We start from the raw sequence: 25,208 nt of genomic DNA, 5'->3' as shown, positions 1-25,208 counted from the left end.
GACTCTTTCTTCTAACTGAATCTTGCCATATCATCTATGTGATAAATCGGTAACTCGAATGACTTGGTCCACTTGCTCCCAAATCAGAGGATTGTGGGTTGCAATAATAATGGTTCGATTCGGATTTTTTAAAGATTCTAGGATAGAGAGTAATTCCTCAGAGTTTTTGGGGTCTAAGGAAGCGGTTGGTTCATCTGCGAGAATCAAAGGCGGATCCTTTAAAATTATCTTCGCTAGTGCAACACGTTGTGCTTCTCCTCCTGATAACTCAAATATAGGTTGCTTTAAATCCAAATAGGATAGGTTTACACGATTTAGAGCTTGTTTCATCAAAGAGATTTTCTCTTTTTCTTTCAACTTTTTACCAACTAAACCCAGATTGAGATTCTCTTTGACGGTTTGACTTTCAATTAAGCCAAAATCTTGAAATAGATATCCTAAGTAATCTCTAAAGAAAACAGAAGGCTTGATGTCCTTAAGAGAGGTGCCATCATAGATAATTTGCCCTTTGTCATATGGCTCTAATCGTCCAATCATATTCAAGAGTGTTGTCTTACCACAGCCACTTGTACCAATTAAGGCATAAATTTTCCCACCTTCAAAATGAAGATTCGTATCTGAAAATAGCTGACGGCTTCCAAATTTTTTAGATATATTCTTTAGTTCAATCATCCTATTTTCCTTTCATAATTGTCATAGAAACACGAGATTCTTTATGAGCTTGACGGTAAAGCGTCAAAACTGCACTAGCTAGAAAGACTAATAAAGTGAGCAAACCAATCACCAAGTCTCGACTGCTTAAAATAAAGAGACTAGCACCAAATACAAAACTGGCAAATTGGCTAACCATATACTGAGCATGTGTTTCAAAAAATCGTAAACCTGAAATTCGTTTAATTAAGATATCTCGACGGAATTGCTCGAAATATAGAAGATTGACAGAATAAAAGAGTAACAAGGAACTAGCTATCCCAACAATAGCTCCTAAGATTAAAGTTGCTGTTTCAGTTTGAACTTCATTATAACGAGTTAGATAAACACTTCTTCCTTCTTTAAGATAGGATACTTGCTCATAAATTCCTGCATTTTTCAAGAGTTTAATCCCATCTTCATATCCTTTGACAAAGATATTCTTACCAGCATTGATAGACCAACTAGATTTGGAAATGATACTATCACCTGTAGATGTTGGAGTAAATACAACTAAAATCGGATCGGTTAAGTACTGGATGGATACTGGGTTTTCACCGTTATTATAAACAAATCGCTTTTCTCCAGTTGGAAGATAGCTAACAATCGCTCTCATTTCATACTCTAAAGGAGCACTTGCCTCCTCACCAGATTTTCCATAATAACTCAATTTTTCTTCAAAAACTTTCTTAAGTTCTGCTTCTCGAGAGCGCAAATGTTCTGGGAGCAAGAGGATAAACTCACCTTTTTGGAGATGGGCTAACTTCTGTTTGGTCTCAGCATCTACCACGACCTTTTCCTTGTCCAAATAACTGGGACTAACGTAGAGCGTATTAGCATCTGGACTATAGGTATCCAGTGTCTCTCCCTGTTCATTTTTTCCTTGAGGATTTGCAAAATGAATGAGATTATCTTTTACAAATAGAGCCTGTTCTTCTTCGATTGCTTCCTTGGCAAAGGCATACCACTTATTCTGATTTTCTGTATCTTTTACTCTATCACCTAAGCCAAAGAAAATCTGGTAATAGTCTGCTCTGTCCTGCCATGCTTGTTTTGAAATTTCAAGTTCTTTCAATCGTTGGTAAGACGTCAAGCCTGTCTTAACAGCGTAGCCCACTGTAAAAACAGCTACCAACTGACACAATAGGGTTAAAGCCATCAAGCGTTTAAGGGGTAATCTCCCCTTAATAACAGGAACTAATGCTTTGTAACTCAAACTCATTAGATAAAGAAGCATTAGTAAAATTGAAATCGCCAATAAAAACAACAGATAGAAACTAATCCCAAAACCATAGGTGGCTAACAAGATAGGATAAAACAAACCTTGACTAAAAAGAACGACTCCCCCACCTAGGAAGGAAAGGAGGGCTGATAGAAGGAGCCATTTGATATCAGTCGATAAAGAATGCCCCATGATGGATAAGAGAGTCTGACCAGAAAAGAGTTTTATACCTGCTGCTCTCATTTCCTTAATCCGAGTGATAATCACTAGAGCAAAGAAAGATAAGCCAAATATTGCTAAACTAATTAAAATAAGGGGAATTAGTAACATTCTAAAAGCAAGAGAATAGGGCGGTGTCTTTCGGTCAGGAATTGCTTTATAACCCAAATCTCCTAATTTATCGGCAAGCTTTTCTTTCGTCAAGGAGCCTGACAAAAGGAGATAACTATTTAGCGGATCACTACGTTCACGACTTTCTTGGCTAGCTTCTTGGAATTCTTTTGGTAAAGTTCCCTGACCATAAGTTGCATAAGTAAAGTGAGTCGTCCCATCCTTACTCGGCTCTACGATTCTTCTAGCTATTAAACTCTGTTCTGAGTTTGCAAACTTCTCTAATTCCTGTTCAAATACCTCACGCGTCGGTTCCTGAGTATCTTTTTTGACACGAAGTAAAGAGACGGAATCATAGCTTGCATATAAATATTGTGGCGCACGTAAGACAATAATCCAAGCAAGGAAGAAGCTGAGAAAAAAAGTTGATAATAATATAAATAGTTTCTTCATAGTAGACTCCTTGTATAAGAGAATAATCCTATAGAAAAATATTTTATGTTTTATAAATTCTTAGAATTATTTTCCTAGTTTAATCAATCACACCCTGAACAACAAGACAATAAATTTAATCCTTCCTCGTTTTGAAAACGATTTCTTTTTACTTAAGTATATCACTTTTTATATAATCTATCAACATATTTTACTAAGATATCATTAGTAATGAAGTTTTATAATTTCCTAAAAAATAGAAGACATTAGAGGATTTTATTCCAGTTTTCGCCTTCATACTTTACAAGCAAAAGAGATGATGTTATAGTAAAAGGCAATTCAAACTATTGTAAAATTTCTACAAAAAAAGAGAGCCAAAACTCTCTTTTATCTTCTTTTACTTTTATGGACCGACATGAGGGTAATATCTCGCAAGCTAAAGTATGCTAGGAAGAGCATGGCGATTGCGATAAAGAATTCTGTCGGTAGCTGAAAGATTTGCAGAACAGACAGCATCAGCAAAATCAAGAGTGCTACAAAAGCAAAGACGACAAGGACGATATTGACTGTCCCTTTAATGCTTTCTGGTGTCGCAAATACATAGAGTAGTAATAAGAGGAGTCCTATGATTAAATAAACCATCTTTATCTCTTTCTAGCTCTTATTCAGCTGATTTTTTCTTCTTGTTAGCTTTCTCACGCTCTGCCTTGTTAAGGATTTGTTTACGCAAACGGATAGACTCAGGAGTTACTTCCATGTACTCATCGTCGTTCAAGAACTCAAGAGACTCTTCAAGTGTCAAGATACGAGGAGTCTTGATAACAGCTGTTTGGTCCTTAGTAGCTGAACGAACGTTGGTCATTTGTTTCGCCTTAGTGATGTTAACTGTCAAGTCATTTTCACGAGAGTTTTCACCGATGATCATTCCTTCGTAAACCTCAGTACCTGGGTTGACAAAGATCGTACCACGTTCTTCGATAGACATGATTGAGTAAGTTGTAGCCTTACCAGCATCGATAGAAACAAGGGCACCACGGTGACGACCACCAATTTCACCTGGAATCAATGGCAAGTATTGGTCGAAGGTATGGTTCATGATACCGTAACCACGAGTCATTGACAAGAACTCAGTTGAGTAACCGATCAACCCACGCGCTGGAACAAGGAAGACCAAACGAGTTTGACCATTACCAGTTGAAATCATATCCAACATTTCACCCTTACGTTCAGAAAGGCTTTGGATAACAGACCCTTGGTATTCTTCTGGAGTGTCGATTTGTACACGTTCAAATGGCTCACATTTGACACCATCGATTTCTTTTACGATAACTTCTGGACGAGATACTTGAAGTTCATATCCCTCACGACGCATTGTTTCGATAAGGATTGACAAGTGCAATTCTCCACGTCCTGAAACAGTCCATTTATCTGGTGAATCAGTTGGGTCAACACGAAGGGAAACGTCTGTTTGCAATTCTGCCTGCAAGCGTTCTTCCACCTTACGAGAAGTCACCCATTTACCTTCTTTACCAGCAAATGGTGAGTTGTTGACCAAGAAAGTCATTTGAAGAGTTGGCTCATCGATGTGTAGGATTGGAAGAGCTTCTACTGCATCTGTCGGAGTAATGGTTTCACCGACAAAGATATCTTCCATACCTGAAACGGCAATCAAGTCACCTGCTTTAGCTTCTTGGATTTCACGACGTTCCAAACCAAAGAAACCAAAGAGCTTTGTAACACGGAAGTTTTTAGTTGTGCCATCAAGTTTAGAAAGGGTAACTTGGTCACCAACTTTAACAGTACCACGGAAGACACGACCGATACCGATACGTCCAACAAAGTCGTTGTAGTCCAAAAGTGATACTTGGAACTGCAAAGGCTCATCTGAGTTATCTACTGGAGCTGGGATGTGGTCGATAATCGTGTCAAAGATTGGTGCCATAGTAGCTTCTTGGTCAGCTGGGTCATCTGACAATGAAGAAGTTCCGTTGATTGCTGAAGCATACACCACTGGGAAGTCAAGCTGGTCGTCATCTGCACCAAGCTCGATGAAAAGTTCCAAGACTTCGTCCACTACTTCTGCTGGACGAGCTGATGGTTTATCGATTTTATTGACAACCACGATTGGGACAAGGTCTTGTTCCAAAGCTTTTTTCAATACGAAACGAGTCTGTGGCATTGTTCCTTCGTAGGCATCTACGACCAAGACAACACCGTCAACCATTTTCATGATACGCTCAACTTCTCCACCGAAGTCCGCGTGTCCTGGTGTGTCCATGATGTTAATACGAGTTCCGTTGTAGGCAACGGCTGTATTTTTAGCAAGGATGGTAATTCCACGCTCTTTTTCGATATCGTTTGAGTCCATAGCACGCTCTGCCAATTCAGTACGTGCATCAAGCGTTTCTGATTGTTTCAATAATTCGTCAACGAGGGTTGTTTTCCCGTGGTCAACGTGGGCGATAATCGCAATGTTACGGATATCTTCTCTTAATTTTGTCATGATTTCCTCTATAATATTCAAAATTTATTTTCTAACTGAGCAATTATACCATAATTTCAGGTAAATAACATAATTCAAGCAAGTGTAAATGTTTTCACTCTGCTTTTCTTTTCACGTCAAGCCTTTTCAAAGCAAGCGACTTATGATAAGATAGGCACAGTATGCGTTTAGATAATTTATTAGCCCAAGAAAAAATCAGCCGAAAGGCCATGAAACAAGCCTTACTTAAAGGAGAAATTCTAGTCGATGGTTGCCCAGCCCGCTCCCTAGCCCAAAATATCGATACAGGACTACAGGAACTCCTTTTTCAGGACCAAATCATTCAAGGCTATGAGCACACCTATCTTATGCTTCATAAGCCTGCTGGTGTCGTTACAGCCAACAAAGACAAGAAACTTCCAACCGTCATGGAACTCCTTCCGCCTGACATCCAGTCTGACAAGCTCTATGCCGTCGGCCGACTGGACCGAGATACGACAGGACTCCTTCTCTTGACCGATAACGGTCCCTTGGGCTTCCAACTCCTCCATCCCCAATATCATGTCGATAAGACTTATCAAGTTGAGGTTAATGGACTTCTAACACCTGACCATATCCAAGCCTTTCAAAAAGGAATTGTCTTTTTAGATGGTACTATCTGTAAACCTGCAAGCCTAGAAATTCTATCTGCAAGTCCTTCCCACAGTCAAGCCTCTATTACCATTTCAGAGGGGAAATTTCATCAGGTTAAGAAAATGTTCCTCTCGGTTGGTGTCAAGGTGACCTCCCTCAAGCGCACCCATTTTGGACCTTGGAGCTTGGATCAGAATCTTCAAGAAGGAGACTACCGTCCCCTAAACTCAGAAGAGTTGACAATCATTCGTGACTTTCTCAGAAAAAGTGGTTAAAAAATGAGCTCGGAAACATCCAAGCTCGTTTTCTTATTTCTCAACTTTGACTTTCCCTTTCCAAGAATCCAAGCCATAAGAAAGGATATAAATCTCAGAAAAACCTTGTTTTTTCAAGTAAAGGGCTGCATTTGTAACTCGTTGCGCACGTTGGTTTTCGTAAAGAAGAACAGGTTTATCCTTACGAAGGGCTGCAAGACTAGTCTTCAACTGACTTGAAGGAATATTGCGAGCCCCAAGAATATGTTTTCTGTGGAATTCTGCTGGGTCGCGCAAATCAATCAATTGACCCGTACGAATCAAGGATTCAAACTCCTCATTGTCCACAATTTTAGCCGCACGGCGAATACGAAGATAGTTAAAACCCATCCACGCCAACATTGCTAGTATAAGTGCCCACAAAATCCAAGTAACCATTAGTTCTTTTCTCCATTTTTCTCAATATAATCCAATTCTACCTTGTGCTCTCTGCGTAGAACCGCTTCTGCTTCTAGATAGTCTAGTTTATCCATCAACCCTGCATCGTAAATCCGAGAGAGTTCCAACTTCATCAGTTCAATATCATATAAGCGTTTTCCCATATAAACAATAATACCAAATCGTTTGAGGAATTGCTGCACATCATAGAATGTTTTCATAAGACTCATTCTAGCAAATTTTTGTGTTTTTTTCAAGAAGAGACTCACACACTCCCCCTGATTTTCCTATCTTCTTTGGCGATTCTGACGCAAGTGTGGTACAATAAAAACATGAGAATTCAACAATTACATTATATTATCAAAATCGTCGAAACTGGATCCATGAATGAGGCAGCTAAGCAACTCTTTATCACTCAACCAAGTCTTTCCAATGCTGTGAGAGATTTGGAAAATGAAATGGGCATTGAAATCTTTATCCGCAACCCCAAGGGCATCACCTTGACCCGTGATGGGATGGAGTTCCTCTCTTATGCCCGTCAGGTTGTCGAGCAGACCCAGCTTTTGGAAGAACGCTATAAAAATCCTGTCGCCCACCGCGAACTCTTTAGCGTTTCCTCCCAGCACTATGCCTTTGTAGTCAATGCCTTTGTTTCTCTACTCAAGAAAAGTGATATGGAGAAATACGAGCTCTTCCTTCGTGAAACTCGTACTTGGGAGATTATCGACGACGTCAAGAACTTCCGTAGTGAGGTCGGTGTCCTATTTTTTAACAGCTACAACCGTGATGTTTTAACGAAAATGCTGGATGACAACCACCTGCTGGCTCACCATCTCTTTACCGCGCAACCGCATATCTTTGTCAGCAAGACCAATCCTCTGGCAAAAAAAGACAAGGTGAAACTGTCTGATTTGGAAAACTTCCCTTACCTCAGCTATGACCAGGGGACGCACAACTCCTTCTACTTCTCTGAAGAGATTCTATCGCAGGAATACCACAAAAAATCTATCGTAGTCAGCGACCGTGCTACCCTCTTTAATCTCTTGATTGGTTTGGATGGTTATACCATTGCAACAGGTATTTTGAACAGCAACCTCAACGGAGACAATATCGTTTCCATCCCACTGGATATTGATGACCCAATTGAACTGGTCTATATCCAGCATGAAAAAACAAGCCTGTCTAAGATGGGCGAACGCTTTATCGACTATCTCCTAGAAGAAGTCCAGTTTGATAGTTAATACTCTTTGAGTTTCATTGAGTATGAAAATACCTCTAAATCGAATAACCTAAAAACCTCAAGAACTAGCTTTCAACCCTAATTCTTGAGGTTTTTTCTCTAATAATAAATCAAGAGTATTTTATAAAATTTTATTTTTTAAACCAAAATATAGAAAGGATTAAAACAAGGACAAGTCCAGCTCCCACAACCAGTCCAAATACTGGGATTTTTCCAAATAGTTTTTGTTCTGGCTTTGTCTCCTCACTACTGTCTTGAGTTGATTCTGCCACTATATCGTCTTGTTTCGCTACTTCCTGTTCTGCTTTTTTCTCAATTTTCTTAGGACCATAAGTTGGATTTACAAAAGTTACTAGCTTGGAAGGTTTAGAATAGTCTTCCTCCCCTTCTTTTACTACCCACAATACATTATATAAAGTTCGCCCTTCTAGCACCATACCATGTTCGAGTCGATGACCAGGAGGCAAGCCTCCACCTAAACCAACAATTAAAGAGAAAAAATCATTCTCTTGATTTTCTGTTAAGACAATAAATCCATTCTCACTCACTTTTTTAAGACGGGATACCTTCCCTCTAATATCTCCATCTTTAAAGGTTCCAGTGTAGCTTCCGTCCTCTCCTAAAATAAGTGATGAAGCTCTACCAGATTTAGTACCATTATTTGGCTCTTTATTAATCCAAATACCTACCAACTCAGATGGCAAAGGAATTTCATCTCCTATTTTAGCATCGACAAGAGACTTGGGCATGGGAGGATTCGGATCCATATTATCTCCGATGATTGGGAGATTTAGAGAAGTATATTCAATAGTTGAGGTATCTATCTTTGTTTTAGAGTCAAGGTTTAAGTCATCTAAGTCACCTTCTCCTGCTCTAAATTCACCTTTTTTAATTAACGTTGGCTCCTTATTTTCTTTAGAAAGTTGGAACAATCTATATGACATAATCCCTGGAGAACTTTCGAACACTATAATACTGCCATCTGTAAAGGTATTAATAACTGTCCCCATTCTATGGCTTGTATCCCAAAATCTATCAAATAATGGAGTGGGAGTATTACCATTCATATAATATACTTCAAACAGTTCCCATTTTTCACCATTGGTTAGACCGATTAATAACTCATCCGTACCATTTTTATCAATATCCATCAAAGCGTAACCAAGTCTATTAGCATTATTTTCAAATAGCTGTTTACTCTCCCACTTTGTAGTAATTTGTGGCAATAGTTGGTTGTAGTCAGTACTGTCAGCTTGGGCTGAATTCACTAGTGAAAACAAGCCGCAAAATAAACCCAGACAGGTCATCATGTTTATAATTTTCTTCATATTATCTCTAATTTTAATGTCACCTATATAAATTAATAAATATTATTTTGATGATAATGGTTATGCGTATGATAATGATTTTCTTGAACACGTAAATTTCTCAAATAATCAACTGCTTCTTCTGTATTTCTACGGATTCCGTCTAACTGCTGTAATTGTAAAGTTTGAACATAATTGTTGTATCTTAATGCTTGAAGCATTTTCTTTGTATCAATATATTGTTCCCTTTGTAACTGTAGCATTTCTTTCTGATAGTTCAACTGTAATTCTTTATATTTTGTATCATCATATAAATTTACTAGTTCTTTCATATTATCAGCTTTGAAATTTTCTAAAGCTCCTATGACAATTAACAATTTAGCAAAGTTTTCAAGTGATATTCCTTTGTCTCCTTTTTCAAATTGACTTAGGAACTGTGGTGATACAATATCTGAGGCAGCTTCCTTTAGGCTGAGCCCTCGTGCTTCACGCAGGTACTTAAATGTAGCTCCAAATGGGTATAGATTTTCCATAAATAATCTCCTTACATACTTCTAAAACTATTAGACAAAAATTTAGAAAAAAAATAGAGAAAAGAAAACTATAGTTACAAAATATTAGAATTCTATGCTATTTTTGGATTTTTTAAAAAACATTTAAACTATAGTTTAAATGTTGAAAAATTTAAATATCTATTATGGTATGATAGGAGAAAGAATAGATAAAAAAGTGAGCTTGTTATACTAGTATAACGAGGATTGACTTACCACACAGTCCTATTCTATCAGCCATCAAAGGAGAAAATGACATGGGAAAAACTTGAATGCTAGACACTAAAAAAGTATCTTATTTACTTTTAAGCTTATAAGACAATTATCATAAATTTTTTTGAAAAATAGAAATATATAAGGAGTTTTATTATGAAAAACAGAAATGGATTGTTGTTATTAGGTGCACTACTTGCTAGCGCTAGTTTAGCAGCTTGTTCATCATCTATGGATACAAAAGGAAAAGGTATCGTTCAGTTAATGAACGACAATCAAGAGAGAGTTTTCTATAGTGTGATCGATTCTAATGATGATGCATTACCTGGAAAAGATGAAAGAATAAACTACGTCTATATCACAAAAGGAGGAAAACTGAACGGGTACGAAATAGGCGGAGGGACTGTTGGTGCAGCCGTAGAGCTTCATATGGATGAAGTTGTAGGCAAAAACATCAATGAAGTTAGAAAATTAGCTGAAGAAAGATCAAAAAGAAGTTTTGAAATCGATAAAGTTAAAGCTAAGGCGATAACAGATGGATCAGGGAATAACACTACAAAAGAAGAGATAAAATTATATGTTAACGATGAAAATAAACCATCTTACCTTACTTACGTATCTCTAACTAGTGGACAAATTCGCGATAAATACTATGCCGGATATATTGCATACACTTCCAGCGTCGTTTCTTCTGGAGATTTACTCATTACCGAAGTTTCTAAAGGAAATGCAATAGGCTTTGATAAAGTAGATGGTGAAATTGTGAAAGAGAAATAATAAAAAAGAGGTCGCCACCTCTTTTTTATTTTTTCAAGTTGTCCATTGCATACTTGACCTCTTCATCCCTAAATTGTTCGCTTTGGAGTCCATCTCTGGTATCGGAAATTGCAAAGTCTGGTTCTGGCGCAGATTGTTTCAACTCTTTAGCTCTTTCTAGCGCGATTTCCTTCCAATCAATACCTGCATTTTCTACTGCGTATTTTGCCTCTTCAGGTGTAAAGCGATTTTCTCTTTGTAACTCACTCTCGGTGTTGAAACTTGATAAGTGGTTGTTTTTAGCATAGTCCTTAGCTTTTTCTATTGCAGCTTTTTTCCAATCAACATCTACATTATCAATAGCGTAGTTGACTTCTGGGTCATCAAATCCGTCTTCGTAGTCTAACTTTTCTTTAATAACTTTTCTTGAAACGAGAGGAGTTTTAGCATACTCTTTAGCTTTTTCCAATGCATTTTGCTTCCAATCAATACCCACGTTATTAAGTGCGTATTTTATAGCCTCTTCAGAAAAGTCTTCTTCCAACAATTTTTTTCCATAGCATTGTAAGAAAGGTTAAGACTTTTATCATACGATTTAGCTTTGTCTAACGCTTCTTTTTTTTCTTTTTCTTTGTTTTTTTCAACTTGTGCAGTTTTAGTTTCTGTGTTTTCAGATTTTGAACCACAGGCAACTACAGTAGTCGCAAGAAAAACAATCAGCCCTACTAAACTAGCTAAAGTTATTAATTTTTTGAATTTCATTCATATTCTCCTTTTATACAATTTCCTAAGCCAGTAGCTTTTAAGGTACTGGCTTAGGCTGTTAATGTGTAGTCTATTTTACTCTGCTAAAGGTTTGATTTGGCTCTTGAAGATAGAGTTCTTTATCTTTTAACATATATTTTGTTTTCCCTATTTCTCTACCTTCATCGTCTGTGATTGTCAATACTTTCTTTTGTTTATCAATTTTCACTAATCTTTTTTCTTTGTCTCCGTCTGAATCTTCAGAGATGACGGTCCCAGAATTTCCTTTAATCACCATGACTAAATGATCACGTTTTGTTAAAATTTCATAAGTTCCATCTAATGGATCACTAGTTAATTTACGAACTCCAAAGAACAGAACAAGAAAGATAGCTAGGCTAATTCCGATAGATTGTAGAGGTTTTGTTTCAAATAATTTTTTAATTTTTTCAATCAAACCATCCATATCTAGATTTTCGATTTGTTTTCCAGCTTTATCTACAAAAATTGACGCCTCTTTTTTGAGTGCTTCTACTCTATCAGGCTTCTCTGTAACTACTTCATTAATTGATTCTTCCATTCTTTCCGTAGTCTCATCGACTTTTTCTACGGTCACTTCTTCAGTATCTTCGACTTTTTCTACGATTATCTCTTCGTTCATTTGGTTTTCATGTTTTTCCATTATTTTCTCTATTCTCCCAGTTCAAAAAAATTTATTTAACCCACTTACCTGAGCCATCTACTTTGTAGCCATCTGGGGTCCGTTCGTTGACTGCCATCTTACCATTTGACTTGAGATAGTAGTCACCTATCCATGTATTACGAGCATAGCTACCCTCAGAAGTTAGGTAATAATAAGATTGGTAGCTGCTATCATAGACCCACTCGCTCTTAGCCATTTTACCATTTGATTTGAGGTAATAGCTACCTACCCAAGTGTTACGGGCATAGCTACCTTCTGATGTTAGATAATAGTATGAACTATAGTTTTTATCGTAAATCCACTCACTCTTAGCCATGTAACCACCTGATTTGAGGTAGTAATTGCCTGACCAAGCATTCTGAACATAGTTACCTGACGCATTTAGGTAGAAGTAAGAATTGTACTGAACATCAAAAATCCATTGATTAACTACTTTCACACCAGCTTTGTAGTAAGAAGAACCTGACCAGCCAGTCTGAGCTGAGTTAGAGTTAGAGTTAGAGTTAGTAGATTGTTTTGGAGTTTCAGTAGCTGTTGGTGTCTCTACCTTCTTAATCGGATAGTATTTATATCCAGAGATTTTAAAAACTTCTGAACGTCCGAAGTAACGTTTTCCAAAATCATCTGAACTGTAGATATCTAGATGGTAGTTCCCATCTTTTACTGGGAGTATATTAATTCCCTGTCTTATTCTATTACTTCCTCCAAATCTTCCAAAAGTGTGTGAAGAAGCAAGTTCTCCAGTATCTTCATTAACTAGATCAAAATCAAGATATGTATTATCATTAGTTGTAGAACTTCTTTGAAGGTCAACCGAAAGTATAGTTATTTCTCCTGTCTGTATCAAAGTGATTTTCAAGGGATTCTGAGTATCCTTGACACTCATATCTGTTAAGGCATGAACCGTTGTCGATTTAGAGGCTACATAACCTACTGACAATAAAGCACCGGCTAGTAAAGAAGAAGCCAACATTTTTCTGTTTTTCATAATAAAACTCCTTATATATTTCTATTTTTCAAAAAATTTATGATAATTGTCTTATAACCTTAAAAGTAAATATGATAGTTTTCTAGCGTCGAGAATTTAAATTTTCTCCATTTCATTTTCTCCTTTGATGGCTGATAGAATAGGATTGAGTGATAAGTCAATCCTTGTTATACTAGTATAACAACCTAACTTTATTTCCTATCCTTTCCCTTATCATACCATAATAGATATTTAAATTTTTCGCTATTTAAACTATAGTTTCAATCTTGTTCATAAAAATAAAAAATAGCATAGAATTCTAATATTTTGTAACTATAGTTTTCTTTCTCCATTTTTTTCTCTAAATTTTTGTATAATAGTCTTAGAAGTATGTAAGGAGATTATTTATGGAAAATCTATACCCATTTGGAGCTACATTTAAGTACCTGCGCGAAGCACGAGGACTCAGCCTAAAGGAAGCCGCCTCAGATATCGTATCACCACAGTTCCTAAGTCAATTTGAAAAAGGAGAAAAAGGAATTTCACTTGAAAACTTTGCCAAACTTTTAATTGTTATCGGAGTTGAATGGAATGATTTTGTTCTCGCCTATGCAAATAAAGGTGGAGACTGCTTAGAATTACCTGCTATTGAATTTGGCAAGCATGTGGTCCATGAAGAAGATATCCTCACTTACATTGAAGAATACGAAAAATTATTTGATGTCTATCTAAAAGACAATCCACTTCAAGCAGAAATGATTTTTAAATCTATTAAATTAAGACATTATCCAACCATATCAAAGAGTCCTGAAACTGTTGCTAGAATTCAAAACATTATCAAGCATTTAATGAAATCGGATGTCTTTAATAGTATCGAACTTGAAATTTATCGTGTTATCGTCAATCATTGTCCCATGGAACTCATTGACCATATGACCAAACAATTACTACTTATGTACAAAGAAAGTGCCAACACTGACACCTACATCCGTATTTTAAATGCTCTTACTTTCTCTGCAAAATACTTCTCTGAATTGGGCTACTATCAAAAGGCTGATGATATTATTAAAAAAATTAAATCACTTCAGACCTTCGAACGAGGCTATCTAGCTATTCCCCTCATGTTTCTAGAAGTTGAACATGTTTACAATCAATTTAGATGGAATAAACCTGAGGCTATTCCTTTAGCGAAAAATCTATTTAATTATCTTCAAAGCGCAAAATTTATTGATCAGCAATATTACTCTAATTTTATCAATGCCTTCACCTATCACTGCCACTCATTAAATAAGACTGGAATTGATTTATTCTAAGCATCAAAAAAGTTGCTCCATTTTAGGAACAACTTTTTTATTTATAATTAAAAGTCTCCCCTGCAAACTTATCAGCTAGCTTGGGAAAGAGAGTATAAAACTTATGGGCTAGGTTCAGCAAGATTGGGAGATTGAGTTCGCGTTTGTTTTTTCCTATAATCTTGACAATCTTTTTAGCCACTGTATCTGGTTCTAGCAGGAAACGGTCAACAGATTTGAGATAGGTTCCATCTGGGTCGGCTTGGTCGAAAAATCCTGTACGGATTGGACCTGGATTGACTGTTGTCACATAGACTCCATAGGGCATAAGTTCGAGGCGTAACGCATTTGAAAAACCAATGGCCGCAAACTTGGTCGCTGAGTAGAGACTAGACTTGCCAGTAGCGATTAAACCTGCCATGCTAACAATATTGATGATATGGCCTTTTCGACTTTCCTTCATTCGAGCCGCAAGGCGACGAGACAGATTCATTAGGGCAAAGGTATTGACCTCGAACATCTGATGAATATCTTGGTCGGAAATCTGGTCAAATTCCTCAAAGATCCCGTAACCAGCGTTGTTTATCAAAACATCAATCTTGCCATAACGGAGATAGAGGTCTGCTACCATAGTTTCTAAGGCTGAATCATCGGTAATATCGATTTCAATCAATTCTGCATGAGGATGGTTTCCGTAGAGTTGGGCTAATTTTCCCTTATTTCTACCAAGCAAGATGAGTTGGTCATTTTGCAAGAGTTTGACCATTTCTTGAGCTAGGCCACCGCTAGCTCCGGTAATGAGAATAGTAGGCATACTTATCCTTCCTCAAGCTTTTAGATTTCCACTTCTTCTAAGTCTTTGACCACATGGACATTTTCAAAAACACTAGCAGCGTCTTTTTTGAGCTTGCTGATATCTTTTGAGAGGAAACGGGCACTGATGTGGTTAAGCAGAAGGCGTTTGGCACCTGCTTCTACTGCCACCTGCGCTGCCTGCATGTTGGTTGAGTGGCCATGATTACGAGCAATTTTTTCATCGCCCTTGCCATAAGTGGATTCATGGACAAGGACATCGGCGTTGACAGCCAGACGCACACTAGCATTGGTTTTTCTGGTATCGCCTAGAATAGTAATAATCTTACCAGGACGTGGCGCTGAGATATAGTCTGCTGCCTTGATTTCAGTTCCGTCTTCCAAAACAACATCCTGGCCGTTTTTGATTTTCCCAAAAAGTGGGCCAAATGGGACACCAGCTGCCTTGAGTTTTTCAGCATCCAGCGTTCCTTCTAGGTCCTTTTGCATGACACGATAGCCAACGCAGAAAATAGTATGGTCCAGTTCCTCTGCATACACAGTGAATTTATCGGTCTCAAGGATTTTCCCAAGGGAATCTTGGTCAAACTCATGAAAATGAATTCGGTAAGGCAGGCGCGAACCTGACACACGAAGGCTGGTTAAGACAAATGACTTGATTCCCTGAGGTCCATAGATTTCCAAATCTGTCTGCTCTTCATTGGCCTGAAAGGCACGACTAGAAAGGAAACCTGGCAAGCCAAAGATGTGATCTCCGTGCAAGTGAGTGATAAAGATTTTGCTGACCTTACGCGGTCGAATCGTGGTTTCCAGGATGCGATTTTGCGTACCTTCTCCACAGTCAAAGAGCCAGACTTCATTAATCTCGTCCAAGAGTTTCAGGGCGAGACTAGAGACATTGCGAGCTTTAGAGGGCTGGCCAGCCCCCGTTCCTAAAAATTGAATATCCATTCGATACTTTCTAATTAATCAATGTATAACATGGCTGTGCGGTTTTCCGATCGGAAATAGCGCTTGCCAGAAAAAGCTGTGGCTTCTTGTAATAACTCCTCTTGGCTGTAACCTTTAAGACGTTTACGACCATCTGCTAAGATTTCTAAATCAGTCAAAGCTGTGATATTTTCCACGCTAACAACTTCCTCGTCCCCGACAGCCTTCATATAAATCTTGCCAGACTCCTCAAAGACTAGCTGATGGGGAAAAATTTGCGCAATCTCAAAGAGCAAGTCTTCTGAAATAACCTCTTCATTTTCAGAGAAAATCCGCCCCAGACCCTCACTCTCATAACAAAAACCAAAGGATTTGCCCGATAGGTTAAGACGAATAAAAGGCTTGTTTTCTATGGTGAAACTTGGCTCAACGTTGTAAAGATTCAGTTCCTGACTGAGTTCCGCAAAATAATCCGTCGCTGCTTCAGGACTCTTTTTCTGGTAGAGTTCTGCAAAGTAAGCATTGACCACGCTGGGAGGAGGAGTAATCAGTGCCAACTGCTCCTGCTCTGTTCTACCAGTTAGAAGTTGGTCCAGATAGACCTTATCCAGACTTGTATAGCCCCCATATTTTAGAGCCAACGTTTTAATATCAGTCATAAAATTCCTCTAACCTCCATTTATTTTTCTCGGAAATGTAGCCTGTAATCACTTCTCCATCATCTTGGTAGTCACGATCTTCAAGAATCGCAACACTTTCTAAATCGTGAATCTTGTAGGACTTTGAAAAAGGCACTCGCAGGGTAAAGGGTTCGAAAATATCCTTGATTTTCTCTAAAAATAGTGCCTGCAAATTCTCACGACTATCCTCAGCCTTGGCAGAAATAAGGGCATAAGGCGTTTGGGTAGGCGTGAAATCCTCCACCAAATCCGCTTTATTATAAAGGGTAAGGCGAGGAATATCTTCCATATCCAAGTCTTTCATGATAGACAAGACTGTTTTTTCATGCTCTTCGTGGTAAGGATTGCTGGCATCGATAACATGAACCAGAAGGTCCACATGCTTGCTTTCTTCCAAGGTCGACTTAAAACTGGACACCAACTCTGTCGGCAAATCTTGGATAAAGCCAACTGTATCTGTCAAAGTTACTTGAAGATTGCCCCCCAGATGAATACTCTTAGTCGTCGCATCTAGAGTCGCAAATAGCTCGTCCGCTTCATACTGGGTCTTACTGGTCAAGGTGTTCATGATAGTTGACTTCCCAGCATTGGTATAACCAATCAAGCCAATCTTAAAGGTGCTTGACTCCAAACGTTTTTCTCTGACAGTCGCCCGATTTTTCTCAACCACCTTGAGCTGGCGCTCGATATCCGTGATTTGATTGCGAACACTACGACGGTTCAGCTCCAGCTGGCTTTCACCAGGTCCACGGGAACCAATTCCCCCTGCCTGACGGCTGAGCATAATTCCCTGACCAACCAAGCGAGGCAAGAGATATTTGAGCTGGGCTAGGTGGACTTGGAGCTTCCCTTCATGGCTTCGAGCTCGCATGGCAAAGATATCCAAAATCAACTGCATACGGTCAATGACCTTGACACCGAGAACTTCTTCTAGATTGACATTTTGCCTTGGCGTCAGACGGTTGTTGACGATGACAGTGGTAATTTCTTCTGCATCCACCATGAGCGCAATTTCTTCTAACTTACCAGAGCCGACGAAGGTCTTGGAATCATATTTTTCACGTTTTTGTCTGTAGCTATCTACAACGACTGCCCCAGCTGTCTTAGCTAGACTGGCCAATTCTTCCATGGAGAGGTCAAAATTGTCCATGCCCTGCAATTCCACACCAATCAACAAGACGCGTTCCTCTTTTTTTTCCGTATCAATCATCTAAAAACTCCTCTATCTGGCTTAAAATGCGGTCTTGCACACCAGCTTCTCCAATCTGATAAAAGGTGACCTGCATGCGATTACGGAACCAGGTCAGCTGACGCTTGGCAAAACGACGGGTCGCCTGTTTGAGACTCTCACTGGCTTCATCCAGAGTCTGCTCTTCACGGAAATAAGGAAAGAGTTCCTTGTAGCCAATTCCTTTAGCAGCCTGCACATCTGGATAATGGTCAAACAACCACTTGGCTTCGTCTAGAAGTCCAGCTTCAAACATCAGGTCCACTCGATGATTGATTCGTTCATATAATTGACTGCGTTCATCATCCAAACAAATAATCAGCGGTTCATATAGACTCTCTTGATTTTCCAAATCCTGACCAAAATGGGCAATTTCCAAGGCACGCATAGCACGGCGACGATTAAACTGAGGAATTTCAAGGCCTGCTTGCTCCACAAGATAGACTAAATCCTCATCTGTATAAGGCTCCAAACTAGCCCGATAGGCCAAAATCTCCTCATGTGGTGTCTCTCCACCGAGATGATATCCTTCTAGTAGACTCTGTATGTAAAGTCCTGTTCCACCAGCGATAATGGCTAGCTTGCCGCGGCTGTGAATATCCTCAATAGCCATCTTAGCTTCTGAAACAAAATCAAAAGCCGAGTAAGACTCGGTTACCTCTCTAACATCGATTAAATGATGAGGAACAGCTGCCTGCTCTTCTGGACTAGCCTTAGCCGTTCCAATATCTAGACCTCGGTAAACCTGCTGACTATCGCCACTAACAACTTCGCCATTAAAACGCTTGGCCACTTCAATAGCAAGAGCTGTCTTTCCAACTGCAGTCGGTCCAACGATCACAATTATTTTTGTTTTCATCTTTTTTCCTTGAAAAATTCCCATTTTTTCGTTACTATTATTATAACACAAAAAAGTCAGTCAGAAAAATGTGACCTCTTGAAGGGGCTGGCTGATTGAGAATATAAAGGAGGAAGACTCATGGCTAAAGGATTCGCTAAAGGTCTTGTAACAGGTATCGCAGGAACTGTCGCTGCCGTCGCAGGTGCAGTATACGCATTTAAAAAGAAAGTGATCGAACCAGAAGAGCAAAAAGCAGCTTTCATCGAAGAAAACCGTAAAAAAGCAGCCCGTCGCCGCGTATCACGTTAAAAAACAAAAGAAGTTGAGATTTATTGTCTCAACTTCTTTTTTCTATTCTTTTAAATAGCTAGGTCAAACTTCAACTGTGGTTTGACAGGGTCATAATCCACCAACTCAAAGTCTTCCGCTTTGATATCAAAGAAATTAGTCCCATCTGGCACATTCAAAACCAAACGTGGTTGGCAGTTTGACGGCTCACGACGAAGCAATTCCTGAGCTTGTTCAAATTGATTGTCATAGATATGGAGGTTGTTGATGAAGTAGAAGAACTTCCCAACCTTCCAGCCAAAATGCTTGGCAATCATCATTTGAAGAGCTACATACTGCATAGCGTTGATATGGTGGGCCACCAGCATATCATTAGAACGCTGGGTCAAGGTCGCATCCAAATAAATTTCCCCATCTACACGGCGGACATCAAACATGGTCTGAAAAGCGCACGGGAGCAGCCCATCTGTTTCTTCGAAAGCTTGGTAATCCCAGAGCGAAATGATATTGCGGCGGTTCCAAGGGTTGGCTTCCAACTGCTTGAGAATCTTATTGATGATATCGTGTTTCTTAACAACGGCACCATAGCGCTCACCGATGGTTCCCGTATCTCCCACTTCCCAGTCATTCCAGTAGTGAACATTGTACTTGTCATTAAGCAGGTCTAGGCTATTTGACTGGTCTTGGTAAATCCAGAGCACTTCCTTGATGGCGGATTTGATAGCGATAGGGCGTAAAGTTGTAATGGGGAATTCCCCCTTGGCCAAGTCATACTCGGCAAATGCACCCGTTACATACTTGGAGTTGGCAACAGTCCCATCCTTGTACTTGGGACGGGCCTGCTCAGAAAAGACACCGTCTTTGAGGATTCGTTCAATATTTTCTTTAAAAATCGTATCTGCTTTTGTCATTCTCTCACCTCATTTATTGTCCTAACTAGTATAGCATAAAAAAAGCTTTTCTACATGCTCAGATAATCAATAGCTTTCTTGTATTTTTCAAATCGTTCCAGATCCTTTTCAGTAATTGTAGCTAGTCTAGATAAATCTGAATTATGTTTCAAATCTGCTAATTTGACACAACGTGCTATAGGATTCGATTTAACAAGTTCCAAATATTGTTGATAATCTTGTCCCTTTTTCTTGGTCAGTACCTGCACTGCAGTAACAACAGTCTCTGGTAAACCAGCCAATATTAGTTCTTCTGCTGTATAAGGGCTATCTTCAAGAACATCGTGCAATAGAGCGACTGCCTTTTCTTCTTGCGTATCGACCAGACTTGCTACAAAAAGAGGGTGTTTGATATAAACTACTCCAGCCTTATCATATTGTCCCTCATGTGCTTTTTTTGCAATGGACAAAGCCAATTCAAACATGGATTGTTCTGACTTATTCATTTAAAATCTCCTTTCTAAAATCAAAAAGTTAAGAGTTATATTTACAATTATGATCTTGAAAAAGAGCCTGATGAATCACCAAGCTCTGTCATTTTTATCTTATTGCAATACAAGTGATGCTGCTCCGATAACCCCAGCATCGTTTCCTAGAGTTGCAAGAGCTAATTTAGTGGATGTGCGTACTTGTGGGAAGGTATTTTCGTCGTAGACTTTTTGAACACCTTGTAGAAGGAATTCTCCTGCAGCTGACACACCGCCACCGATTACGATTGTTGATGGGTTTAGGATTGAGCCAATGTTAGCACAAGCGATTCCCAAGTAACGTGAGAAGTTACGGTAAACGATCAAAGCAAGATCGTCTCCTTCTTTTGCAAGATCAAATACAGTCTTAGCAGTCACTTCTTCTCCGTTATCAATCAAGCGTTTCAAGGCTGCATCGCCTTCGTATTCATCAGCATAGCGACGAGTCAAGTTAACAATCCCTGTTGCTGAAGCAACTGTCTCAAGGCAACCTTTCTTACCGCAAGTACATGCGATTGGTTGGTCAAAGTCAACAGTGATGTGGCCAAGCTCCCCTGCTGCACCAGTAACACCGTGAAGCAATTTGCCTTCTGCAACGATACCACCACCAACACCAGTACCGAGTGTCATAAAGACAACGTCTGGTTGGTTATCACCAGCACCCATCCAACGTTCACCAAGAGCTGCTACGTTAGCATCATTATCGATGAAGAATGGAATACCCAAGGCTTTTTCAATCTTTTCTTTAATTGGTTGAAGGGTTTTCCAGTTGAGGTTGTAGGCGCCGATAACAGTTCCTTTTTCACGGTCAACCACACCTGGTGATCCCATTCCAATACCTTGGAAGTCTGCTGCTGCCAATCCAAGCAAGTCCAAACGATGTTGAATAGACTCAATCATATCATCTACGATATGACTTCCCTCATCCAAAATATTAGTCTTGATAGACCATTTTTCTTGGATTTCTCCTGCTGTGGTTAAGATTGCAAATTTGATAGAAGTTCCACCAAGGTCAATCCCAATAATCTTTTGACTCATCATATTCTCCTTTTTCATTATGAATTAATTGAAAATGCTTACAGTACTAGTATAACAAATTTTAGTTGCTTATGCAAAGGTTTGCGTAAATGAATTATAAGGAATTTTTCGCCTACCAGTATCTGTTAGTCATCTAAATGATCAATTGCATATTGAGCTTCCTCTTCTGTAAAGCCATCTATAGAAGAGGTCAATTGATTGAAAAGACCAGATTTAGACATATTAAATAATTTTCTATAGTTCTTAGCATTAAACAACGCATTATATTTATAATCAGCTTCTAAATGATCAACCGCATATTGAGCTGCATCATTTGAAAATTTATCAAAATCAGAAGTTAATTGTCTATACATACGTTTTTTTGACATATGGAATAACGAATTATAACTTTTTGCCTTTCCTAAAGCAGCAGAATATTCACTATTGCTATCATCACTAGAAGAAGAACTTGTACTCGCTTGACTCTCCTTCCAAACTCCGTCAGCACCAACATAATAACGTCCACCATCAACCCATTCATTGATAGCCATTTTACCATCTGATTTCAAATAGTAATTCCCTTGCCACGTGCTGTAAGCATAAGATCCATCTGATGTCAAATAATACCAAGCTTGATAGGTGGCATCATAAACCCATTCATTGATAGCCATTTTACCATCTGATTTCAAATAGTAATTTCCTTGCCATGCACTATAAACATAAGAACCATCTGATTTTAGATAATACCAAGCTTGGTAAGTAGCATCATAAACCCATTCATTGATAGCCATTTTGCCATCTGATTTCAAATAGTAATTTCCTTGCCATGTACTATAAGCATAAGAACCATCTGATTTCAAATAATACCAAGCTTGATAGGAAGCATCATAAATCCATTCGCTCTGTGCCATTCTACCATCTGCTTTCAGATAATAGCTTCCCTGCCATGCATTTTTCACTGGATTTCCATTTCCATCAAAATAGTACCAAGCACCATCCTGCTTAACCCAGCCTCTTGTTGTTGCTGAACTTGTATCAGTTTGAGTTGTAATCTCTTGTTTTGCTTTGAAGGCACCCTTAGGGGCATTCTCCAATTCACAAGCCACACCATCATGATCACGGTCTAACTTGGCAGAATAACCAGGATCCCCCTCATGAAGATCCGAATAGCCATTAGCCCAAGCTTCCTTACAGCTAGAAAAATGGATGTTTTCTTCCGCTAAAACTGGTTGTGAAAACAAAGCCAAAACTGGCAAGGTTGCCAGACTCATTTTAAAAAATAGACGTTTGTTCATTTCCTTCTCCTATAGGAATGTTATCGATTTCAATATTATTTTATCAAACTTATTTCAGTAATTCAAGGAAACTTCTGGTCTTTTCTACAAACTCCTTTGGTTTTTCCTTATTCAAGACATGAGGACCGTCAGGGATAATCTGAAATTGGGATTCTGATATTAGTTTATGAAGACTTATCATAGAACTAAGATTCGGTTTATCTTTGCTACCACAAATTAGCAAGGTTGGATAGGGGCAAGTCTTTGCAATCTCCCTTAAATCAAGTGTTTTTAATTCTTCGGAAATACCAACCATAAGAGCCTTATCTGCCCCCTGTTTTTCAAATACCCTTTTGGGAAGCAATTTAAATATCAGCAACTGAAGATAAAATAGGATATTACCGGACAGTTTAAGTGGACATCCTGATAGAACCAGAGCTCGGAGATTTGGTAAATCGTAACCGGAAAGTTCTAGTGCCAGAGCAGCACCTAAGGACAATCCAACCAAAACAAAAGGTTCAGTCTCTTGAGCTAGGTACTGATATACTCGCTCCTTGGCTTCTTGATAGGTAGCAACTCCGGAAGGAAATAACTCTAGGGCTTCAGAAGAATAATCTACAAGCAACTCTTGCACTTCTTTCCAACTATCTGCTGACTGACCTAGGCCATGTAAAAATATTAATTTCATTTAGTTCTCCTCTAGGATTAATTCATACAAGCCCCTCACTGCATTACAACCGTAAATAGCTTCTGCTTGGGCTAAATCTTTTAAGGTCAAGACTTTCTCTTCTACCTGTCCTGTTTCCAGCAAATGCTGACGGTAAATTCCTGGTAAGATTCCAAGTCGGACTGGCGGTGTATAGAGTTTCCCAGCGATTTTCAAAACCAAATTTCCGATAGAGGTTTCAAGCATTTCTCCTGACTTATTGTAGTAAATGATCTCTTGTTCCCCTAGGCTCAAATGAGGTCGGTAGCTTGTTTTGAAGTAGGTAAAGGCTTGTTGTAAATTAACTTCCTGCAGACAAAGTTTGGCCTGACAAAAACTTGGACTGAGGGGTGTTAATACTCGGCGTTCGACTTCTATCTCTCCAGACTTGCTGAGAGAAATACGCAAGCGGTAATCTTGATTAGCATCACAAGCATGACACTCTTCCTCTATCTTTTGTTTCAAGTTTTCTGAATCAAATAGAAAGGCAAAATACCGACTAGCTGTTCTCAATCTTTCCAAATGTTGATCTTCAAACAACAAGCTCTTCTGGCTGATTTTTCCAGTTGTAATTAATTGGAAGCGAGCTTGTTTACGATAGAGAACTGCTGCCTTTTGATGAACCTCGCGGTATTCAGACTCCCAAGTGCTATCCCATGTAATGCCTCCGCCAACTCCATAGATAGCTTGTCCCTTGTAGAGTTGAATGGTCCGAATGGCCACATTAAAAATCCGTCGTCCATTTGGAAGCAAGAGACCAATGGTTCCACAGTAGACTCCACGCGGTTGTGGTTCCAAGCCCTTTATGATTTCCATAGTCGCAATTTTTGGAGCTCCCGTTATGGAACCACAAGGAAAGAGAGAACGGAAGATTTCAACAAGGTCAACATCCTCTCGCAACCGACTCTTGATAGTCGAAGTCATCTGCCAGACAGTCGAATATTGCTCCACTTGACACAAACGCTCCACATGTTCACTCCCCACTTCAGAAATACGATTCATATCATTGCGCAAGAGGTCCACAATCATCATATTTTCAGAGCGATTTTTAGGATCTTGCTCCAACCAAGCGGCCTCTTTCAAGTCATCATCGTCGTTCAGACCTCGTTTAGTTGTTCCCTTCATAGGGCGAGTCGTTAATTCACGACCATTTTGCTCAAAAAAGAGCTCTGGACTCATGGAAATCACTGCCATCTCGTCATGTTCAACATAGGCATTGTAGCCCGCCTCCTGTTCTACCACCATGCGATTGTATATGGCAAAAGGATTGGCACTTAAGTCCTGTTTGAGTTGAACGGTGTAGTTGACCTGATAGGTGTCTCCCTGCCGCAAATGATGGTGAATCTGAGCAATCGCCTTTTCATAGTCTGCTGCAGATGTTACTTCCTGCCAATTTGAAGGCAAATCAACCTCATCATAAGTCAAGGGAATAGGGGATGTTTCTACGCTATCATGAACGGTAAAATATAGCAGGTACTCTGCCAGTAAAGGAGCTTTATGAACTGCTAATTTCTCCTCAAAAGCAGGTGCAGCCTCGTAGCTGACATAACCCACTACATAATAGCCTTGCTCTTGGTAGCTTTCCACTTGTGCCAGCAAATCTGCCACTTCTTCTACATCTCTCGTTTTTAACTCTTTAATCGGCTGGGTAAAGATGTATCTCTCCCCCAAAGCCCTAAAATCAATCACTGTTTTTCTATGCATATTTCAAGTATAGCATAAAAAGGCAGATCAAGAAAAACTTAATCTACCTTTTACTC

28 protein-coding genes are annotated in these 25,208 nt (G+C 39.1%); 5 read left to right on the top strand and 23 right to left on the bottom strand.

The window, feature by feature from the left end:
* Positions 1-30: 30 nt before the first annotated feature.
* From F9B91_RS01075 to typA, 4 genes are all read right to left on the bottom strand, one after another.
* Positions 31-672 (bottom strand): ABC transporter ATP-binding protein, encoded by a 642-nt coding sequence (locus tag F9B91_RS01075; protein ID WP_000571283.1) that lies wholly within the window; start codon positions 670-672, stop codon positions 31-33.
* A 1-nt stretch (position 673) separates the two neighbouring features.
* Complete coding sequence (locus F9B91_RS01070; RefSeq protein ID WP_150922289.1) at positions 674-2,695, bottom strand: bacteriocin-associated integral membrane family protein; 2,022 nt, start codon at positions 2,693-2,695, stop codon at positions 674-676.
* A 366-nt stretch (positions 2,696-3,061) separates the two neighbouring features.
* Entirely contained in the window at positions 3,062-3,316 is a 255-nt protein-coding gene (locus F9B91_RS01065) for a DUF3165 family protein (RefSeq protein ID WP_000262671.1), read from the bottom strand.
* A gap of 19 nt (positions 3,317-3,335) precedes the next feature.
* On the bottom strand, positions 3,336-5,177 hold the full coding sequence (gene typA, locus F9B91_RS01060; RefSeq protein ID WP_000164111.1) for a translational GTPase TypA: 1,842 nt from the start codon (positions 5,175-5,177) through the stop codon (positions 3,336-3,338).
* 161 nt (positions 5,178-5,338) lie between these two features.
* Here typA and F9B91_RS01055 point away from each other — a divergent pair, with 161 nt between their 5' ends.
* On the top strand, positions 5,339-6,064 hold the full coding sequence (locus F9B91_RS01055) for a 16S rRNA pseudouridine(516) synthase (RefSeq protein ID WP_150922288.1): 726 nt from the start codon (positions 5,339-5,341) through the stop codon (positions 6,062-6,064).
* A gap of 33 nt (positions 6,065-6,097) precedes the next feature.
* Here F9B91_RS01055 and F9B91_RS01050 read toward each other — a convergent pair whose 3' ends face one another.
* Positions 6,098-6,481 carry a rhodanese-like domain-containing protein gene (locus F9B91_RS01050; RefSeq protein ID WP_050365443.1) on the bottom strand — a complete coding sequence of 128 codons (384 nt, stop codon included), beginning with the start codon at positions 6,479-6,481 and terminating at the stop codon, positions 6,098-6,100.
* Positions 6,481-6,750, bottom strand: coding sequence for a YqgQ family protein (locus tag F9B91_RS01045; RefSeq protein WP_033689072.1), 270 nt, complete (start codon positions 6,748-6,750; stop codon positions 6,481-6,483). The genes F9B91_RS01050 and F9B91_RS01045 overlap by 1 nt, the downstream gene beginning before the upstream one ends.
* A 63-nt stretch (positions 6,751-6,813) precedes the next feature.
* On the opposite strand from F9B91_RS01045, the gene F9B91_RS01040 reads away from it, so the two are divergent.
* Positions 6,814-7,722, top strand: a complete 909-nt coding sequence (locus tag F9B91_RS01040; RefSeq protein WP_001222582.1) for a LysR family transcriptional regulator — start codon at positions 6,814-6,816, stop codon at positions 7,720-7,722.
* A gap of 130 nt (positions 7,723-7,852) precedes the next feature.
* Here the strand turns inward: F9B91_RS01040 and F9B91_RS01035 are convergent, their stop codons facing one another.
* Complete coding sequence (locus tag F9B91_RS01035) at positions 7,853-9,049, bottom strand: hypothetical protein (RefSeq protein ID WP_150922287.1); 1,197 nt, start codon at positions 9,047-9,049, stop codon at positions 7,853-7,855.
* 32 nt (positions 9,050-9,081) lie between these two features.
* Entirely contained in the window at positions 9,082-9,561 is a 480-nt protein-coding gene (locus F9B91_RS12145; RefSeq protein ID WP_033686609.1) for a helix-turn-helix domain-containing protein, read from the bottom strand.
* A 387-nt stretch (positions 9,562-9,948) separates the two neighbouring features.
* Here F9B91_RS12145 and F9B91_RS01025 point away from each other — a divergent pair, with 387 nt between their 5' ends.
* Positions 9,949-10,569 (top strand): hypothetical protein, encoded by a 621-nt coding sequence (locus F9B91_RS01025; RefSeq protein ID WP_125393667.1) that lies wholly within the window; start codon positions 9,949-9,951, stop codon positions 10,567-10,569.
* 25 nt (positions 10,570-10,594) lie between these two features.
* On the opposite strand, the gene F9B91_RS01020 is transcribed toward F9B91_RS01025, so the two are convergent.
* The 4 genes from F9B91_RS01020 to F9B91_RS01005 all read right to left on the bottom strand — a co-directional run bounded on the left by F9B91_RS01020 (position 10,595) and on the right by F9B91_RS01005 (position 12,983).
* Positions 10,595-11,092 carry an Ltp family lipoprotein gene (locus F9B91_RS01020; protein ID WP_191962383.1) on the bottom strand — a complete coding sequence of 166 codons (498 nt, stop codon included), beginning with the start codon at positions 11,090-11,092 and terminating at the stop codon, positions 10,595-10,597.
* Positions 11,062-11,310, bottom strand: a complete 249-nt coding sequence (locus F9B91_RS01015) for a hypothetical protein (RefSeq protein WP_150922285.1) — start codon at positions 11,308-11,310, stop codon at positions 11,062-11,064. Before F9B91_RS01015 ends, F9B91_RS01020 begins: the two co-directional genes overlap by 31 nt.
* A gap of 73 nt (positions 11,311-11,383) precedes the next feature.
* Complete coding sequence (locus tag F9B91_RS11390) at positions 11,384-11,974, bottom strand: hypothetical protein (RefSeq protein WP_225306539.1); 591 nt, start codon at positions 11,972-11,974, stop codon at positions 11,384-11,386.
* A gap of 31 nt (positions 11,975-12,005) precedes the next feature.
* On the bottom strand, positions 12,006-12,983 hold the full coding sequence (locus F9B91_RS01005) for a choline-binding protein C (RefSeq protein ID WP_150922284.1): 978 nt from the start codon (positions 12,981-12,983) through the stop codon (positions 12,006-12,008).
* A gap of 386 nt (positions 12,984-13,369) precedes the next feature.
* On the opposite strand from F9B91_RS01005, the gene F9B91_RS01000 reads away from it, so the two are divergent.
* Positions 13,370-14,275, top strand: a complete 906-nt coding sequence (locus F9B91_RS01000) for a helix-turn-helix domain-containing protein (protein ID WP_150922283.1) — start codon at positions 13,370-13,372, stop codon at positions 14,273-14,275.
* 37 nt (positions 14,276-14,312) lie between these two features.
* On the opposite strand, the gene F9B91_RS00995 is transcribed toward F9B91_RS01000, so the two are convergent.
* From F9B91_RS00995 to miaA, 5 genes are read right to left on the bottom strand one after another with little or no spacing between them, the layout of a single operon-like run.
* Positions 14,313-15,068, bottom strand: a complete 756-nt coding sequence (locus tag F9B91_RS00995; RefSeq protein ID WP_150922282.1) for an SDR family NAD(P)-dependent oxidoreductase — start codon at positions 15,066-15,068, stop codon at positions 14,313-14,315.
* A 20-nt stretch (positions 15,069-15,088) separates the two neighbouring features.
* Positions 15,089-16,018: a ribonuclease Z gene (gene rnz / locus F9B91_RS00990; RefSeq protein WP_084862498.1), complete on the bottom strand. Its 930-nt coding sequence runs from the start codon at positions 16,016-16,018 to the stop codon at positions 15,089-15,091.
* Between the two features lie 14 nt (positions 16,019-16,032).
* Complete coding sequence (locus tag F9B91_RS00985; RefSeq protein ID WP_150922281.1) at positions 16,033-16,656, bottom strand: cystathionine beta-lyase; 624 nt, start codon at positions 16,654-16,656, stop codon at positions 16,033-16,035.
* Positions 16,649-17,887 (bottom strand): GTPase HflX, encoded by a 1,239-nt coding sequence (gene hflX, locus F9B91_RS00980; RefSeq protein WP_150922280.1) that lies wholly within the window; start codon positions 17,885-17,887, stop codon positions 16,649-16,651. The genes F9B91_RS00985 and hflX overlap by 8 nt, the downstream gene beginning before the upstream one ends.
* Positions 17,880-18,764 carry a tRNA (adenosine(37)-N6)-dimethylallyltransferase MiaA gene (miaA, locus tag F9B91_RS00975; protein ID WP_150922279.1) on the bottom strand — a complete coding sequence of 295 codons (885 nt, stop codon included), beginning with the start codon at positions 18,762-18,764 and terminating at the stop codon, positions 17,880-17,882. The genes hflX and miaA overlap by 8 nt, the downstream gene beginning before the upstream one ends.
* A gap of 120 nt (positions 18,765-18,884) precedes the next feature.
* Here miaA and F9B91_RS00970 point away from each other — a divergent pair, with 120 nt between their 5' ends.
* Complete coding sequence (locus F9B91_RS00970) at positions 18,885-19,055, top strand: DUF3042 family protein (protein WP_001051775.1); 171 nt, start codon at positions 18,885-18,887, stop codon at positions 19,053-19,055.
* 50 nt (positions 19,056-19,105) lie between these two features.
* Here F9B91_RS00970 and F9B91_RS00965 read toward each other — a convergent pair whose 3' ends face one another.
* The 6 genes from F9B91_RS00965 to pabB form a co-directional block, all read right to left on the bottom strand.
* Complete coding sequence (locus F9B91_RS00965) at positions 19,106-19,945, bottom strand: thymidylate synthase (protein ID WP_084886914.1); 840 nt, start codon at positions 19,943-19,945, stop codon at positions 19,106-19,108.
* A 50-nt stretch (positions 19,946-19,995) separates the two neighbouring features.
* Positions 19,996-20,430, bottom strand: a complete 435-nt coding sequence (locus F9B91_RS00960; protein WP_001043052.1) for an HD domain-containing protein — start codon at positions 20,428-20,430, stop codon at positions 19,996-19,998.
* A 99-nt stretch (positions 20,431-20,529) separates the two neighbouring features.
* The gene (locus tag F9B91_RS00955; RefSeq protein ID WP_150922278.1) at positions 20,530-21,489 is read right to left on the bottom strand and encodes an ROK family glucokinase; all 960 of its coding nucleotides are present in this window, start codon (positions 21,487-21,489) and stop codon (positions 20,530-20,532) included.
* Between the two features lie 125 nt (positions 21,490-21,614).
* Complete coding sequence (locus F9B91_RS00950; protein WP_049543323.1) at positions 21,615-22,763, bottom strand: Ltp family lipoprotein; 1,149 nt, start codon at positions 22,761-22,763, stop codon at positions 21,615-21,617.
* 49 nt (positions 22,764-22,812) lie between these two features.
* Positions 22,813-23,430 carry an alpha/beta fold hydrolase gene (locus F9B91_RS00945; protein ID WP_049543325.1) on the bottom strand — a complete coding sequence of 206 codons (618 nt, stop codon included), beginning with the start codon at positions 23,428-23,430 and terminating at the stop codon, positions 22,813-22,815.
* On the bottom strand, positions 23,431-25,152 hold the full coding sequence (pabB, locus tag F9B91_RS00940) for an aminodeoxychorismate synthase component I (protein WP_150922277.1): 1,722 nt from the start codon (positions 25,150-25,152) through the stop codon (positions 23,431-23,433).
* Positions 25,153-25,208 lie beyond the last annotated feature (56 nt).

Origin of the sequence: Streptococcus mitis, assembly GCF_008763935.1 — a bacterium.
Classification (GTDB): Bacteria; Bacillota; Bacilli; order Lactobacillales; family Streptococcaceae; genus Streptococcus; species Streptococcus mitis_DB.
Note: the sequence above shows the minus strand (reverse complement) of the source record. Positions and strands in the feature narration are given on the sequence as shown.